Raw genomic sequence first — 16,519 nt, 5'->3', positions numbered from 1 at the left:
TTAATTTTCTAAACATCTAATAATCTATTTTTCGGGCTTAAAATTTTTCGGGTTTGATTAAGACATAAACCAAATAGCCGAAAACGGCAAGTGCGACAAGAAATAGTGCGATCATAATTTAGATTTTTTCAAAGAATTCGACGGATTTAAAACAAATCGCAAAGAGCAAAGCTCCTAAAGCGAGTAAAAGAATGGTGACTAACATAGATTATTGGTGTTTTAGATTTTAGCCCTTCGACTGCGCTCAGGGTGACATATTAGAATTTAGATTTATACTCCCGAAGCGTTGATTTGTTTGATGTATTCTGCCTTCAATGATTTTGGAAACAGATTGGAAATACTGCAATGACGCAGTTCCATAAAAGAGGAAACCGAAAAAACGTAGACATTCGAAATGGCAATCTTAGTTTCGTTGCTTCCTGTTTCGAATAATCGTTCCGCTAGTGCCAAACATTTTTTTGCCCGATTTATATTTCCACTAATGATTGCCGTTTTTGTGATTTCGGCAAAGCGTTCTGCTTGTTTGTAAATCGTAGTGACTTGATTTTTCATAAGGATGATTTTTTATGTTCTTCATCGCTTATGCCAAAATGCATTCCAAGAAATCACAGCCACACATAAAGCACCATCAATTAATGACTTATGTATTTTTCGTGAAAACATGGCATAAAAAAAGCCTATCAAAATGATAGGCTTTTCTCGTTTTGATACCCTTTTCAGGCTTCAAAACCCCGAAAGGGTATGATTATAAATTACTGAATATTGTATTCGTCTAATTTTCTATAAAGCGTTGCAACTCCAATTTCTAATAAGCGTGCTGTCTCTGCTTTATTCCCTTTGGTGTAATTTAATACTTTTTGAATGTGGAGTTTTTCAATACTTTGCATCGAAAAAGCAGATATTATTTTAGTGCTTTTTTCAATTGGATGCTGCATTTCATAAGGTAAAATAGCAGCAGTAAGTATTTCTCCGTTTACCAAAATTACAGATCGCTCAATTATATTTTTTAATTCTCTGATATTTCCAGGCCAATGATAAGTTTCTAATTTATGCAGAAAATCGGGATCAATTGTCAATGTTTGCTTGTTTGTTTTAGCTGAAAATTGTGCCACAAAATAATGTGCCAATGGAGTAATATCTTTTATTCTTTCCCGTAATGGCGGAATTGTAATCTCAAAAATATTCAACCTGAAATACAAGTCCGAACGAAAACGATGTTCTTCACTTTCCGTTTTTAAATTTCTGTTGGTCGCTGCAATTAAACGAAAGTTAGATTTTTTTGGTGTGGAATCCCCAACAGGAATATATTCGTTGGTTTCTAAAACACGTAACAATTTAGCTTGCAACTCTATTGGCATTTCACCGATTTCATCCAGAAATAAAGTTCCGCCACTCGCCTCTTCGATAAATCCTTTTCTGTCTTTTAAAGCTCCGGTGAAAGCGCCTTGTTTGTGTCCGAACAATTCACTTTCCAAAATTTCCTTGCTGAAAGTACTGCAATTTAAAGCTACAAATGATTTCCCAACACGGTTACTGTTTTCATGAATGGCTTGCGCAAAAACTTCTTTTCCGGTTCCGGTTTCTCCTGTCAAAAGCACAGTAGAATCTGTTTTGGATACTTTTTTGGCCAAATCAATTACTTGTTCCAATCCTTTAGATTTTCCAATAATAGTATCAAAGGAATATTTATCGGATATTCGTTTTTCGAGCTGTTTGACTTTTTTTAATAGTTGTACTTTTTCCAGTGCTTTGTATAACAACGGGATAATTTTATCATTGTCGTCGCCTTTAACAATATAATCAAAAGCTCCGTTTTTCATGGCTTGAACACCATCGGAAATTTTGCCGAAGGCAGTTAATAAAATAACTTCTGTTAGAGGAAAAGCCGTTTTTATTTTTTGAACAAAATCAACACCATTGCCATCAGGAAGTTTGACATCACATAGTACCACATCAATATCATTATGTTCCAATTTCTTGAAACCTGATTTTAAATCGGATGCTTCGAGAACTTCAAAACCCTCAGATTTTACTATTCTTGCCAGAAGTCCACGAAGTTTTTCTTCGTCGTCAATAATGAGTATGTTTTTCAAAATGTTATAGATGAAATTTTAGATTACAAAATTACATTTTTTACTTCTTTAGAATGAATATATGTAATATAAATTTTACAGCTAAAATAACAGATAGCATCCTAAAGTCGTAAGTCCTAAAGTTTTAAAATCATAAAGGCCAATGTATCTTAATTTTTTTGATTTTAAGCTTTCAATAAATGGGTATTACACCGCAAAAATAACCTTCTTGAAGACAACAAAATGTAGAACATTATCAAAGTTCATGTAGAACTTGTTCTACAACTACAAAGAAAAACCCGCTCTGGGAGGAGCGGGTTCACTTAAAAAATAATTATTTTTTCTTATTTAGAAAACTCTAAACCTTTTAATTTGTTCCAACCTCCACGAGTGAAATCAGGGATTTCAACAGGAGTTGAATTATTATCAAGAGAAATTTCCGTTAATGGAACAAGACAAGACCATTCCGCCAAGTCATAAACGTCCATGTCAAGTGGAAGTCCATTTTGTAGACAATAGATCAAACGGTAATCCATTATGAAGTCCATACCGCCGTGACCACCAACCTTTTTCGCTTTTTCTTCGATTCCTTTTACAATCGGATGCTTGTATTTTTCCATTAATGCTTTTTTCACGTCTTCAGGTACAAACTTGTGTGCACTCAAGTTTTCATGATTTGGAGCAATATCTGACCCAATTGCTTTTGAATCCAATGCATACCCCTCAACTGGATATTTGTTTGCAAAACCTTTTGTTCCGCTAACTTGATACATACGGCTGTAAGGACGAGGAGAAGTTACATCATGTTGGATTTGGATTGTTTTTCCTTTTTCCGTGCGAATCATGGTCATCGTATGATCCCCGTTTCTAAAATCTTTTACTTCTATTCCAGATTTTTCTTTAATATATGCCGGATTACCAACTGCTTTAGTATCCATAGAAACCAAATAATTCATCTTGTCTCCACGGTGGATATTCAATGCTTGGCAAGCAGGTCCCATCCCGTGCGTCGGATAAATATCTCCACGGTGTTTTTTGTTGTAATCCATACGCCAGTTGTTCCAATACTCTCCCCAGAAAGGTTGAAGTCCGTGGATATAAGATCCTTCGGCGTGAAGAATTTCTCCAAATAATCCCTGTTGAACCATATTCAATGTGGTCAATTCAAAGAAATCGTACACGCAATTCTCCAATTGCATACAATGTTTACGTGTTTTTTCGGAGGTATTAACCAAGTCCCAAATTTCTTCCATAGTCATTGCTCCTGGAACTTCAATAGCTACATTTTTACCATCTTTCATGGCTTGAACGCCAATTTTCGCATGGTTTTTCCAATCTGTTGCTACATATACAAGATCCACATTAGGAAGAGCAGTTACTTTTCTCCAGGCATTTTCATCCCCAAAAAACTCTTTCGCTTTAGGAAGTCCTGCTTTGGTAAGAATTTCATTTGCCGATTTAGTGTTGGTTTCCAACATATCACACAACGCAACAATCTCAACTCCCGGAATATGTGTCATTCGTTCTACTGCACCCGGACCACGCATACCTAAACCTATGAACGCAATACGAACAGTAGGAATTGGAGCTGTTGCAAGACGTAAAACATCTTTTTGTCCCTTAGCTCGAGCGGGAGCGGGAGTTTTAATCATTTGAGCCGATACATTTGCCCATCCTAGAAAAAGAAAGGAAATAAGTAGTAATTTAAAAATACTAGTTTTCATAATTGAATTAATTTAATTTAAAAAAAAATGGAAGATAATCTCTTTGTTAATTATCTAATTTTAGGTTTATATATTTTTGACAGCATTTAATTTTTCAACGATTTGATTTAAGGTAATTTATTAAAATCTATATTAGGTTTATTATTGCTTAAAGGTCTTGTGAAAATACTTTGAGACTTAGTATAATTATTAAAGAAACCTCCATTTTTCAAGTAGAATGAATCATGGTCCAGACCGCCTGAATAATCCATGCGATAGCCTTTATTACCCGTGTTGTCTGTTGTGAATTTAACCGAATTTAATTCGACCCAATTCCCTTTATCATCACAATACCACTGATTATTGAATAATACTTTTCGGGATAAATCACCTTGCTCCGGGACGAAATTTTCTAAGAAAGAATGAAAACGCTTTAAATACGTATTAGTCTGCGGACGATTGAAACTCGCTATTAATAACCATTTTTCTAATTCTGGAGCAAAAAAGTAGGCAGTATAAGTGGTCGTGTTGTCTTTTTGTGGCGCACCATGAAGTAGAAATTTATAGGTATTTCCAGCAATCCAATTGTATCTCAAATAACTTTGCCCTCCGGAACCTTCATTGCCAAATTCACCTGTCGTTACGTTTTCCCCTTTTTTTAACATTTTGATTTTATGAGAATCAGGAATGCTTTTTGGGTTATCGGTTTCAAAAGGACTCCATACAGAGAACAAGATTCTACGTTCTTTGCTGGAATTAGCTTGAATCCCAAAGTAGCCTTCGCCAAAACCGTTTGCCATATAATAGGATCCTATAATATCTTGACCCACTGGTACCGTAAGTTCATTATAATACCATTCGGCGTTTACTTTTTCAGGCACTTGATAGTTTAAATGGACTGAAGGACCGCGTCTGCCCCAATGATAAAAATTCCCTTCGTTGTTAGGAACCAGTGCTATTTTTCCTTTAAAATCAGCACTGCTAACCGTTAATCTGGAAATAGATGGAAAGGTATTTCCAGTCTTGTTGATTCCTTTTATTTTTATGGCAATATAACCCGTATCTGCGATTTTCCAGTTTCCTACCAGAAGTTGTTGTTTTGTTTTATTGAATGTAACTCTTTTGGATTCGTTATTAATTGTAAATTCTACAACTGATTTTCCGGAAATTATAGTCGATTTATCTGTTCCAATTTCGAATGAACCTGGTTTGGAAATTCGGAAGTAAGCCGTAAAATACTCTTCAGGATTTGTCCAGTTTTCGATTCCATTATTTGTAATTGTTTTGCTTCCATCAAGATGAAAGGAGCTGTAGGCATTGCCTGCAAGAGGTAATGAAAATTCAACTTTTGAATCTTGGGCAGTTAATGCAGTACTAAGAAAAACCAGCATAAAGAAAGAAAAAATAGCTTTTGAATATTTCATTTAGATTAAATTAGTTTTTTAAAAAATTAAGGTAATTTGAACGTTACCCGATTATTAGTTATATGATTGATATGTAAATCATTATTAAGAAGCCGTTTATTTATTACTATTGGACCTTAATTCACATTGATTATTAGCTTTTCGTTTACTTTCCATTCACCACTATTAATAGTAACTACACCATTTCTGTCTGAAGGGTTAAAACTCCAATCTGTTAAATTTTTTTAGTAGCGGTGTTATATGTTTTTTAGTGTCCTCGTCCAATGTTGTTAACGCTTTATCAGCTTCATCAGATGCTAATTTTGTTAATCCGAATATACCAGCAGCAATTACATTATAAGAGCGGTTTTTAACACTTTCCTGCATTAACTCTTTATAAATAGTGTCGCCAGTAGATGCCAATTTCATAATTGCAACGGCCCTGGCAGTTGTGTTTTTATCATTTTTGGATATGTTGAGTAAACTTTTCAATGCAGCATCTTTTATTTGACTATCGCCTAAATCAATTGCTTTAATACTAAGTGTTCGCAAGTCATCTTGCTGATCTCCTAAGCCAGCCAATAGTACAAGTTGGGCATCATGACTTTTATCTTTAGCAGCGAATTTTATGGCTTCAATTCTGTTATAATATGATGGAGCATTTTTATATTGATACAGATAATCTGCTACTTTTTTGTTGTCTATAATTTGACCCACTAAAATTTTATCAGGATCCATATCTATAAAATCTGGTTTGGCTGGTAAATCAAAACTGAAATTTTGGTCTCTTTTTTCAATTAAGATATTCTTTCTTATTTTAGTTCCATTTACATAAAAATCAACTTTTAATGGCAGACTAAAAGTTTGCACCGAACTTCCTTGTACTTGTTTTACAGAAATTGTAGCTTTTCCATTGGCATAGTCATACTCAACATTTAAAATTGGATTACCGCCTTGATAGTACCATTGGTTAAAATAAGGACTCCAATCTTTTCCTGTCACATCCTCCATTGCCAAACGTAGCTGATGTGTTTCTCCAGATTTAAGAGCATTAGTTGTCAAATATCGATTTAAGGATTCAAAAAAAGCAGCATCACCCATTTGATTTTTTAGCGCATATAATATTATCGAACCTTTTGAGTAACTAATATTATCAAACAAATCTTCTTTGTCCTTGTAATGAAAACGAGCTAAAATTGGACTATCTCCATTTTTTTGAGAACGCAAATAGTTTTGTAATTTTTCATAACGTGATCTGTCTTCCGCATCTTGCCCGGCATCATGTCCATGCCAAAGTACTTCACCAAAAGTGGCAAAAGATTCGTTCATCGTTAAATTAGACCAAGATTCAGCAGTTACATAATCTCCAAACCATTGATGAAAAAGTTCGTGTGCAATAGTACTTTCTCCATTTTCATCTAGCAATTCTCTTTCTGTTTTCTGCACAGACTCACCATGCAAAGTGGCAGATGTATTTTCCATTGCGCCAGAAACGTAATCTCTGGCAACAATCTGAGCGTATTTGACCCACGGATATTCAACCCCTAACATTTTGCTGTAAAAATTCATCATATCGGGTGTTTTACCAAAAATTTGTTTGGCATACGGCGCATACTTTGGTTCTAAATAATAACTAACTTCTTTCCCATTATAGGATTCTTTAAATATTTTGAAATCGCCTACCGCCATCATAAACAAATAGGGAGAATGAGGCAAATCCATTTTCCAGGTATCCGTACGAGTCCCATTTTTGTTCGGTTTTTGCGCAATTAATTTCCCGTTTGATAAGGTTGTGTATTTAGCATCTACTGTCATCGAAATCTCCGATGTTGTTTTTTGATTTGGTTTATCAATAGTAGGAAACCAAGCAGATGACGCCTCAGTTTCACCTTGTGTCCATATCTGAACAGGTTTGTCGTCTTTACCGTCTGGATTGATAAAATACAATCCTTTTGCGTCAGTAATAGCAGCACTTCCTTTTGCTTTCAACTCATTGGGTTTTGCCGTATAATCTATGTAAACAGTGTATTTCTCCGTATTTTTATATTTCCTGTCTAAAGTGATAAAAAGCTGTTCCGTGTCGTACCTATATTTTAAAGGAATTTTTTCCTTTCCTTCCATTATGGCAATTTCTTTAAAATCCATTCCCTTGGCATCTAATGTAAGCGTATCCGTTTCGTAAAAATGAGGCTTTAAAGTAAGCCATTCTTTTCCGTATAAGTATCGCTTGCCATAATCAAAAGACACTTCAAGTTTTGTATTTATTAAGTCGTTAGTTTTTAGCGAAGTAACTCTGTAAGCAGCTAGCTCGTCTGTATTTTTATCAGCGTTCTGTGCACTCATTTTTACCGATACCAGTATGATGAAGCTAAAAATTGTACATTTAAAAAAAAGGGTATTCATTTTCATTTTGTTTATGATGGTTATTTTTATGATAGAATTACAGCGAATAATCTTCTCGTCACAGTATCTCTTTTTTTAAAGTTTTTCTATAATTCGGACTTCGCCATCTTTTTCATCCTCAGTTAAACTATTTGATTGTTTTTTAGTGTAAACTTCTAAACACCATTGAATAATTTTATTTGAAGGATATATACTCGCCTGAGCCTGTAACCATTCTTCCGCTTTTTTTTGAGTAGAAGTTTTTTCGATAGCCCATGCCGAAACCAGTTGATTCGCTGGTAAAAAATTCATAACGGTATTATCCACTTTTGGAATAAAGCCAATAATTTTTTGTAATGATTGCATGGCAGTTTCACTATCACCAAGGCTTGTATAGCATTGATAATTTAACCAGTCTTCCAGCCTTTCATCAATCTCTTCGTCATACGGTTTACCTACGCCTAAATTTTGAGGCCATAACTTTGCGTCAGCAATAAACTGCAACGCTTTTTTGTATTGCTTGTTTTTTATTTCCATTACTGCCTGCATCAGTTTGGCTTCATGGTATAACTGTCTTCCTGCGGTGGCTCCTTCAAAAGGAAGAATTTCCAATTTGGTTAAGAAAGCATCCGCTGTAGCATATTTTTTATTCAGCAATAAAGCTTTTGCATACAGCATTCCGATAATATAATTTTCTTTGTGATTTTTATAAAATGGTTCTACAGCCGATAATGCTTTCTCAAATTGTTTTTGTGCAATAAAATGTTCAGTCAATAATTTATTATATCTCCATCCATTTTTATCAAGTTTAATTGCTTTTTGAATATCACTTAAAGCAACTTCTGGATTGTCCTTCATCAAAGAAGCTCTTGCAGCATAAAATGCAGGATCAGCTGGTTCGTTGCCACATTGCAGGAATAACTCTTTAGCCTTTGGAAGATTATTACGGTTCCATTCGATTAATGCCAGATGGTATTTCAATAACCATTGATCATTTGTTTTAATCAATTTTTCTAACACACCAGCAGTTTCAGGACGGAAGGGAAAACTAACTCCAGGTTGAATCTTACTTAAATCAACTGGTTTGTTTTCCAAAAATGCTTTCCAATAAATCAATTCAGCATTGGGTGTGGCCAAAGAAAAAACTTTTAATGCTTCTTGCTTGCGATTCAATTCCTGATACCAGATCCCTAATTCGAGATAGGTTTGTTGTGGCATTTCATTTTGTATAAGGGAAGTGAAATGTTGTTTTGATGATTCGGAATCGTGCCAGAGAAATTTCTCAAAGCGAACAAAATGGTTCAGCGGATCAACAGCATTAATTTTATTTAGCATTTCAGTTGCTTTGCCCACATTATTTTGTAAACGGTATATCACGGCCAGTAATTGCAATCCTTCCAGATTATATTGATTGTTCAATAAACTTTCCCCGGCATACTCAACGGCTTTGGATTGTTCGTTTTCACGAAAATAAAGTTTACTCAATGCTGTATAAGCAGCACTACGATATTCAACACTTGATGCGGCAATATCAAAACCATCTTTTGCATCGGTGATATTCCCTAAATGCAGGTTGGCCAAAGCATAATAATAATTGGCCGCAGGCTCGTAAGTATTAATGGATAAAGCTTTGCTTGCTGTAACAATCGCATCTGCATATTGGAATTTACGCATCTGCAAAGATGCCATATCGGATAATGCAGGAACATAATTAGGATCTTTTTTTAAACAGGCGGATAACTTTTCCTCCGCTTTTATATAATCCCTAAAACTGATGTGATTTTTCCCTTGCTGGTATAAACCATATACAGAATTATTATCAAAGTCTTTGGGTATTTCCAATGGTCGGCTTAGGTTTCCTTCATCCGGTGCTGAATTCCAAACCAGTTTATTGTCCCCAATTGTGAGTCTTAATTTATTTTTATCAACAGAAACTCGAATGGAATCTTTGAATAGTTCCATCGGTTTAACCGAAATATTCTTGGAATATACCTTCTTTCCATTATCAAAAACTTCAAGCTTTTCATTCAAGTTTTGCAGCGGTGAAAAATAGATTTTCAACCAGCCATTCTCGTTTTTCACATTGACGGAACCATAATCATTCGCTTTTACAAAGCCTTTTGTTTGTTTTACGGGAAACCAATATTCTGTCCAAGAATCGGATTGATAAGGAGAAAAAGAACGGTGTTTAAAAGGAGTGTACATGCTGTTTTCACCAGATTGATTGAATAATCTTCCGCTTTGTACTTCTACATATTGCCCGTCAGTATCTGTCAATAATTTTTCCCAAATCATCCCTTGTTGTGATAAACCCCATATCCATATTTTTTTGCCGGGTTTATCATCGTGGTTGCTGTACCTAGCCATTCCGAAGTCTTCATCATGCCAATAGCCTCCAAAGAAGTCACTGTATTTACCAAACACATGGTATGATTTATAACTCCCAAAATTGTTATTGTTATAAAAAGAAAGGTCCTTCCCATTTTCCTTATTGATAGGCCAAGAGTTGTACTCCCCATCATGGCCAAGGTAATTTTTGCCGGGATAAATAAATTGCAAATTCCCGGCTGCTTTAATACCCGTATTCATCCAAGTGTAATAAGGTTGCTCCAATTCCGTGGAATTAAACCAAAATGAATTGGTAGTAAAATAAGCCTTGTCTTTGGGTAAATTGATGTCTAATTTCCAGGAAGTTCGGGTAAGCAGATCCAATACTCCAATCACACAACTAACACTTCCGTCTTCTCTTGTGATGGTGGTAAAATCTACCGGTGTGGCACAATTAGGAGTATGCCCCATAATTCCATAATTACCTTCAACACCACCGCTGGTCCAAGGTCCACGCATAGCAATATCCCTGAATTTAACGACATGATTGTTGTAGATAAAATCTTTTCCCGTTGATTTTTCTATTGCAGACCAAACTTTACCGCCTACTTCTGGCAATATTGTCAGTTTGATATAATCGTTTTCTAATTCCACCACTTTCCATTCCTTTTGTATTGGTTTATCCGTAAAACCATCAAAACGGTAATAAGGATAAATTTTTGAGTCCGGTTTGGGAATAGGATCTGGGTCAGAAAAAGGATAGGTTGTAAAAACTTTTTTATATTCTTTGATAGTTGGCGCATTATTCTGTGCGTTGACAAAAAGGCTTCCAAAGAGCAAAATGGAAAACAATGGTTTCAATTTCATAAATTTTTCTTTTTTGAATAAGGTCAAGATTGATTTAGACCATCATAATCAAATATAATTTGGTTGCTTTTTATTTAAAGCAAAAAGCAACCGTTATAATTTACAAAGGCTATTACTTAATAACAAGCAACCATCCTTTTCCTTTTGCCACCGGTAATTCATCTTTAACAGAAAAGCTTTGAGCAGGCTGAAAATTGTTTATTGCAGGTGCAATTAGTGTAGCTTTCGCAGGGTTAATACCCAATTTTTTCCAATCGATATTCAGCTTAACTTTTACATCATCATCAGCCCAACTTGCAATAGAAATCAATGCGGTACCGTTCTTTTTATACACTGTAGCCAATACTTTATCGTTAGAAGTTTTTACTGGGCAGTTTTCGCTCCAATAACCAATCATTTCAGAACCTTTTATTCCGAAATCATTCCATATTTTCCAGATAGGTCTCGGGTCAGCATTGTCGCTCCAAGGCATTCTGTTGGTCATGCCATAAATCATTCCACGCCAAGGGTTTCCGCCATCCTGCAACATTTCACCCATTAATCCAAAAGGTATCCCGCTTACTTCGGTTAGGAAAAAATCGGGTTTATTTTTTTCGTAATCAAAATATTCACCAAACCAAAGTTTATTTAAATATGGAAAGTGTTCCATATATAAATTGGCACTATTATTAAAACCATCGCTTTTATTGAATTGATTGGCACTATGCAAATCCAATATACCAGGATGACCGTCTTGAGTCAGCACTCTTTTGATACGTTTCATTGTTATTCTGTCAAAAGCAACGTCATCAAGATATACTCCATCAATTCCCACATTTTGGGTTAACCAATTCATTCCTTCTACGTAGTAATTATGCCAACGATTCATACCGCTGTTTACTATTGCGGCATCTTTAATTTCTGGAACAAACCAAGCTGCAATATAATCCTCTCCCACATGTTCCTGTAACCAACTGAATCCGCCTCCTTTTCCTGGAGAATAAATTTCATGCCCCAAGCTGCGTAAAGCAAATGTTTCATAGGCTTTGTTCGAAAGTTCTCTTATGGTGTTGTAAATTTTTACTTTCAATCCTTTGCTATGCGCTTCGTCTATATAATTTTTCATTTTATTGAATTCAATAAAAGGATAGTTGATGTATGGGTTTATTTCATTAGCGTGATGGATATTAATTACTTTGGCACCAGTTTTTACAATAGTATCAAGGTTGCTATATTTGTGATAAAACTTATTTTCCCATTGAAATTCAGTGTTAATCGAATGAAAAGGAGTGATCAATAAATTGAAATTATAATACAACACTTCCCCTTTTTTCATACTGCGGCTTCCGCTATAGGCACTGACCAAAATGGCTTTCCCATTTTGCAGCACATCAATCCCTCCTTTATTGCCATTACCCCATGAAGTAGGCAACAATAATGGCTTTTGTAAATAAAAATTGGTATTCAATGGACGGCTGTATTTTTCGTCTCTAAGCGAAAATTGCAGTCCCGCATTTACATTTCCAATCCAGGCACCATCTTGGTTTTTATTGGCAACGTCCCATTTCCATTTTAAAGTTTCAGGGCGATTGCCTCCTTTTTGGCCAAGACCCATCATGTATTTTGCAGCAGTAGCTTGCATTGGCAAATGAAAATTGATATCACTAAAAGTAACATCCTCAAGAGCTGTAATTTTTACGGTATAAGATAAGAAACCATCAAATTCAAGGGTTCCGTTTACCTGCATGTCAACAGCAGTAGCGGTGGTATTACTTTCCCACGATACGGTTCCAGCTTCTTTTTTAGTGAATTTAAAACTGATGCTTTTCCAATTACCAATTTCATTTCCAGCATTATCCAAAAAGTAAAATTGTGCAGGAGCGGTCAATATATCATTGGCTTTGGTTCCAATTGAAGTCATTTCGGGTGTAAAAAAAGTTTGAATTTGATCCGGTAATCCAGTTGCATTCAAAAGCACTTTTCTCCCTAATAATGAAATCTCTGTTCCTTTTACTTCTAATGGCGTATAGGGCGCAATTAGGGTGTTGTCTTGTGCTAAAGTCGAATTTAACCATTTCAATCGGGTCATTTTCTCTGGTTGATCGATGCCTCCATTTGTGGTCACACCTTCACTTACTTTTAATTGAAGTACAATTTCTTTGGAAGCATTACCTGAACTGATAATAATTTTTCCCGAATAATCTCCCGGTGGTGTTGTTTGAGGAACATCAACCCCACACCACATGGCTTGCACTTTTCCTTTTAATACATCTACTTTATTTGAAAGAACGGTCGCATCATATTTTACTCCATCAGTATTGATACAAGCGATGTTTTTTGCCGAGATAATTTCACCGTTTTTATTTTTTAAATCTGAAAAAGTAATCTTCACATCTTTTAAATCTTGCAAAGCATATATCCCCAATTGAAAAGCCAAATATTCTCCTCTTAAGGCAGTATCCGAAAATGAATTTTGAATGCCTTTCTGAATCCATCGTTGTGGCAGATCATTTCTCATTCGGATAGAATTTAATCGATCTTCAGGGAAAACTAAAAAGGCATTGCCGCTGTTTTTAGCAATAATATTTTTTGTTTCTGCAGCTGTTGCAATCACCTCCATTGGATAAAAACTATTGAAGGCATTGATGCTTTGAATGGCTGTAACGCTACAATTGTTAGCTGAATTAGTCTTGATTTTCGACAACCATTGCGCATCCGCCTTATTTTCTGGTTTGGCATAAACTCCTTTTGGGTAATATACAGCAAGCCCTTCATCTATATAAGGCATATAGTAAACATAATAAGTCCCTTTACCGGAAACAGGTTCAAAAAAAACAGTTCCAGTTTCTCTGTTGATATCAGCTGTTTTTACATTGAGTATAGCTGCACCGGTCGCATCTTGGACAATGATTCTTTTCTGTTCTGGATTTTCATCTCTTCTACGCCATTCTATAGTAGTTTTGGCAACAGTTCCTTTACCAGAAAACTGAACCACAGCACGGTGATTTCCTAATAAATCAGGATTCCAGCTATCATTACCATTGGTATATGCTATTTGTTGTGCAGCCAATGGTATACTGAAAATGGAAAGACACAGGATCAATATTCTACTCAAAATTAGTCTGTTTTTTATGTTTGGTTTCATTTTTTTAATGGTCAAGTTTAAAAATAGGTATGCTTAATTATAAAATAATAGTTAGTAAACTGGTTTCCAGCCATTCTTTTTCCAGAAATCAATAATGGGTTTATAAGGGCCATATTTGTGCTGCTCTTCTGAAAAAGTATCGTTAAAAGGGGCATGGGCATAATCAATAGGTTTGCCCTTTTTATTTGGATAATCAAATGTTTTTGGGTTAGGTCTTGAGTGAACCGAATCGTCATTTACATAGGCAGCAATATCTAGTGCTTGTGCATCCGTAAGGTATGGTTTTCCAAGGGTCACTTTATCGAATGGCATATTGCCTTTTAACCATTGCGCCTGTTTGATGATTCGGTGCATACTTGAACCTGGTTGGTATCCGTAATTTCCCCATAGAGGAGGATAAGTATAACCCGATTTATCATCGTTGTATTTTCCTTCTCCGTCAATTCCATGGCATCTAACACAATTTTCAGTATAAAGAACTTTCCCGCGTGCTGGACTTGCAGCTATATCAGGAAAAGATATTTCCATATTTTTTGCCCCTTTAAACAAACTGTCTTTAGGAACAAAAGTGCTGATCCATTTGAAGTAAGAAAGAAAAGCAACCATTTCATCGCTGTCTAGCGGAAGCGGTTTTCCGGAATGTGGTCGCATAATGCAATTATTAACCCTTTCGGCAAGTGTCAATACTTTATCTTCTCGGCCGCGGTATTGCGGATAATTATCATGGGAAGACATCAGGTTAAGAGAAAACGGTTTGGTACCAGCATCTTGATGACAATTGGTACAATTCATTTTATTACCTAAATGTTTCCCGTTAATGCCATTTGGACCAATATAATACGATGTTCTTAGCATCAATTCCCTTCCATAACGCACTGATTCTCCAAATTGATCATCAGGGATTTTTGAAGTATCAATAGTAATATATGATTCCTCTTTTGATGATTCTGCAGACTCCGTTATAGATTTACCTGCAGAGGAATTACAAGAATTTAAAACTAAAATAGGCAACGCTGCAATTAAACCAGCAATAATTATTTTTTTCATATCTAAAATTTATTAAGAGTAAGAAATAGCTAGGGAAAATAAAATTGTGACTATCCTAACATCCTCACTTAAAATATTTTTATTTTCTAATTTAAAAGAAACGGTTTCAAGTTATTCGCAGGAATAAACTGTACTCGATAGGGTGGAATGGCCGATTCTAATGTCCATAACAAAACCCCTTTTGTATTAACCAAAACGGTGATGTGTCGTTTAGAACAACATGCCAAAATCGTTTGATCATCTATCATATAAGCACTTCCCATTCTTTCGCTATATACGTCTTTTGGCAATTTTATATGGAGGTTTAATTTAGCGGCATTATTTTTTTCATCCATACTTAATGCAAATACTGACGATTGGAGTTTATCAATTCCATTGTCAAAAAACATCAAGTTCCCTTGTTGGTTGATATGTGCTGCATGTGCCTGAGAAAAATTACAATCAGCTGCTGCCTTAATCGTTCCGCCTTTACCTAATTTCCAAATTACTTTTCCAGTATGGGAGTCCACTTTCCAAATTTGGCCATTATTATAAAACGAGATAATAAAATTACCGTCTTTATCATAATTCAAGCTATTGGCATGCATCCAGTCTTTTTTATTTTTAAGCAATGCCTTATCTTTCATTGGATCCATCACATCAAAAACACTCCATTTCCAAAGTTTTTTTCCCTTTCTATCCATAATAAGTATTCCGTCACCATTTATGGTATCTTTCTTTTTACCGCCAATGGAACTTAAATCTGTTATTCGTTCATCAACAAACAAAGTCACTATTTCATTTGTGTTTTTTTTAATAATTTCATGATGAATGGTATATTTTAAATCACCTTGTCCTTTTTTAAGGTGTGTTAAAGTGTCACCTTCCAAATTAATCTCTAGAATTTCACTACCATAGCTTGTAGGTTCATCGTTTTTCCCCAGAATAGAGATAATACTCTGATCTTCAGTAAAACGAGATACTTTAAAACCTGTTTCGGCAACCATATGATACCATCTCAAGTTTCCTTTATAATCGATAATGTAGGCTACACCAGGAGTTTCTCTTTTGCTCAAAAGCATAAAACCTTCCTTGAATTCTTTTGGTAATAACTTTGGATTCTTATAACTGGCTTTAAATTGTTTTTGCAACCATACCGGAAGTTTTCTGGATTGAAAAGTATAGGTTTTACTTGTCTTTTTTACACCGTCTTGAATCGTAATTAGCTGAAAAGTATAATTGGTTTCCGGACTGATGTTACAAAGAACTAGTGAATGTGATAATCCATTTTTCGAAATAGGAGATGAAATTTCCCCTTTGCTTCCAATTTTATCAGGCCAATATTCAGCAAATACTTTAGCATCAGTACTTGTAGCAACATCGATTTGAATTTTCAATTCGTTGTTGCTATGAGTTCCAATCTTTATTGCTGTTATGATATTGCCTTCATTTTTAGTACAACTGACCAACACAACTGCCGAAAAAACCAGACTCCATTTTAGTATTAAATTCTTGATCATTTTGAGAAACTTTTTATAGTTAGCGCTGTTATTCTGTGAGTAAAAAAACAAAAATTTATAGTCTTTCCGTATAATTTTATTTTAACCTAAAGCC

General features: G+C 35.1%; 10 protein-coding genes. All 10 read right to left on the bottom strand.

Annotated features, from left to right (window positions below):
* Positions 1-37: 37 nt before the first annotated feature.
* On the bottom strand, positions 38-115 hold the full coding sequence (gene kdpF, locus E0I26_RS14750; RefSeq protein ID WP_131917220.1) for a K(+)-transporting ATPase subunit F: 78 nt from the start codon (positions 113-115) through the stop codon (positions 38-40).
* Positions 116-270: 155 nt separating this feature from the next.
* On the bottom strand, positions 271-552 hold the full coding sequence (locus E0I26_RS14745; RefSeq protein WP_131917202.1) for a DUF7674 family protein: 282 nt from the start codon (positions 550-552) through the stop codon (positions 271-273).
* A gap of 200 nt (positions 553-752) precedes the next feature.
* A complete protein-coding gene (locus E0I26_RS14740) occupies positions 753-2,096 on the bottom strand; it encodes a sigma-54-dependent transcriptional regulator (RefSeq protein WP_165929460.1) in 1,344 nt (447 codons plus the stop codon).
* 320 nt (positions 2,097-2,416) lie between these two features.
* Positions 2,417-3,796, bottom strand: a complete 1,380-nt coding sequence (locus E0I26_RS14735) for a Gfo/Idh/MocA family protein (protein WP_131917200.1) — start codon at positions 3,794-3,796, stop codon at positions 2,417-2,419.
* A gap of 107 nt (positions 3,797-3,903) precedes the next feature.
* Positions 3,904-5,199, bottom strand: coding sequence for a DUF3472 domain-containing protein (locus tag E0I26_RS14730; protein ID WP_131917199.1), 1,296 nt, complete (start codon positions 5,197-5,199; stop codon positions 3,904-3,906).
* A gap of 198 nt (positions 5,200-5,397) precedes the next feature.
* Positions 5,398-7,521 carry a M1 family metallopeptidase gene (locus E0I26_RS14725; protein WP_235831786.1) on the bottom strand — a complete coding sequence of 708 codons (2,124 nt, stop codon included), beginning with the start codon at positions 7,519-7,521 and terminating at the stop codon, positions 5,398-5,400.
* Between the two features lie 135 nt (positions 7,522-7,656).
* The gene (locus tag E0I26_RS14720) at positions 7,657-10,755 is read right to left on the bottom strand and encodes a DUF5107 domain-containing protein (RefSeq protein ID WP_131917197.1); all 3,099 of its coding nucleotides are present in this window, start codon (positions 10,753-10,755) and stop codon (positions 7,657-7,659) included.
* A gap of 112 nt (positions 10,756-10,867) precedes the next feature.
* Positions 10,868-13,879 (bottom strand): glycoside hydrolase domain-containing protein, encoded by a 3,012-nt coding sequence (locus E0I26_RS14715; RefSeq protein WP_165929459.1) that lies wholly within the window; start codon positions 13,877-13,879, stop codon positions 10,868-10,870.
* A 51-nt stretch (positions 13,880-13,930) separates the two neighbouring features.
* The gene (locus tag E0I26_RS14710; RefSeq protein WP_131917196.1) at positions 13,931-14,926 is read right to left on the bottom strand and encodes a c-type cytochrome; all 996 of its coding nucleotides are present in this window, start codon (positions 14,924-14,926) and stop codon (positions 13,931-13,933) included.
* Positions 14,927-15,012: 86 nt separating this feature from the next.
* Positions 15,013-16,425, bottom strand: coding sequence for an aryl-sulfate sulfotransferase (locus tag E0I26_RS14705; protein ID WP_131917195.1), 1,413 nt, complete (start codon positions 16,423-16,425; stop codon positions 15,013-15,015).
* Positions 16,426-16,519 lie beyond the last annotated feature (94 nt).

It is taken from the genome of Flavobacterium rhamnosiphilum (assembly GCF_004349195.1).
Lineage (GTDB): Bacteria > Bacteroidota > Bacteroidia > Flavobacteriales > Flavobacteriaceae > Flavobacterium > Flavobacterium rhamnosiphilum.
The sequence above is the reverse complement of the archived record's forward strand: the minus strand, read 5'-3'. Positions and strand labels throughout refer to the sequence as shown.

What these genes read in the sequence shown, in the direction of transcription:
- E0I26_RS14725 (WP_235831786.1), bottom strand. Translation starts at nt 7,521, where the DNA reads ATGAGTGCACAGAACGCTGATAAAAATACAGACGAGCTAGCTGCTTAC.
- E0I26_RS14735 (WP_131917200.1), bottom strand. Translation starts at nt 3,796, where the DNA reads ATGAAAACTAGTATTTTTAAATTACTACTTATTTCCTTTCTTTTTCTA.
- E0I26_RS14710 (WP_131917196.1), bottom strand. Translation starts at nt 14,926, where the DNA reads ATGAAAAAAATAATTATTGCTGGTTTAATTGCAGCGTTGCCTATTTTA.
- kdpF (WP_131917220.1), bottom strand. Translation starts at nt 115, where the DNA reads ATGATCGCACTATTTCTTGTCGCACTTGCCGTTTTCGGCTATTTGGTT.
- E0I26_RS14705 (WP_131917195.1), bottom strand. Translation starts at nt 16,425, where the DNA reads ATGATCAAGAATTTAATACTAAAATGGAGTCTGGTTTTTTCGGCAGTT.
- E0I26_RS14715 (WP_165929459.1), bottom strand. Translation starts at nt 13,879, where the DNA reads ATGAAACCAAACATAAAAAACAGACTAATTTTGAGTAGAATATTGATC.
- E0I26_RS14730 (WP_131917199.1), bottom strand. Translation starts at nt 5,199, where the DNA reads ATGAAATATTCAAAAGCTATTTTTTCTTTCTTTATGCTGGTTTTTCTT.
- E0I26_RS14720 (WP_131917197.1), bottom strand. Translation starts at nt 10,755, where the DNA reads ATGAAATTGAAACCATTGTTTTCCATTTTGCTCTTTGGAAGCCTTTTT.
- E0I26_RS14745 (WP_131917202.1), bottom strand. Translation starts at nt 552, where the DNA reads ATGAAAAATCAAGTCACTACGATTTACAAACAAGCAGAACGCTTTGCC.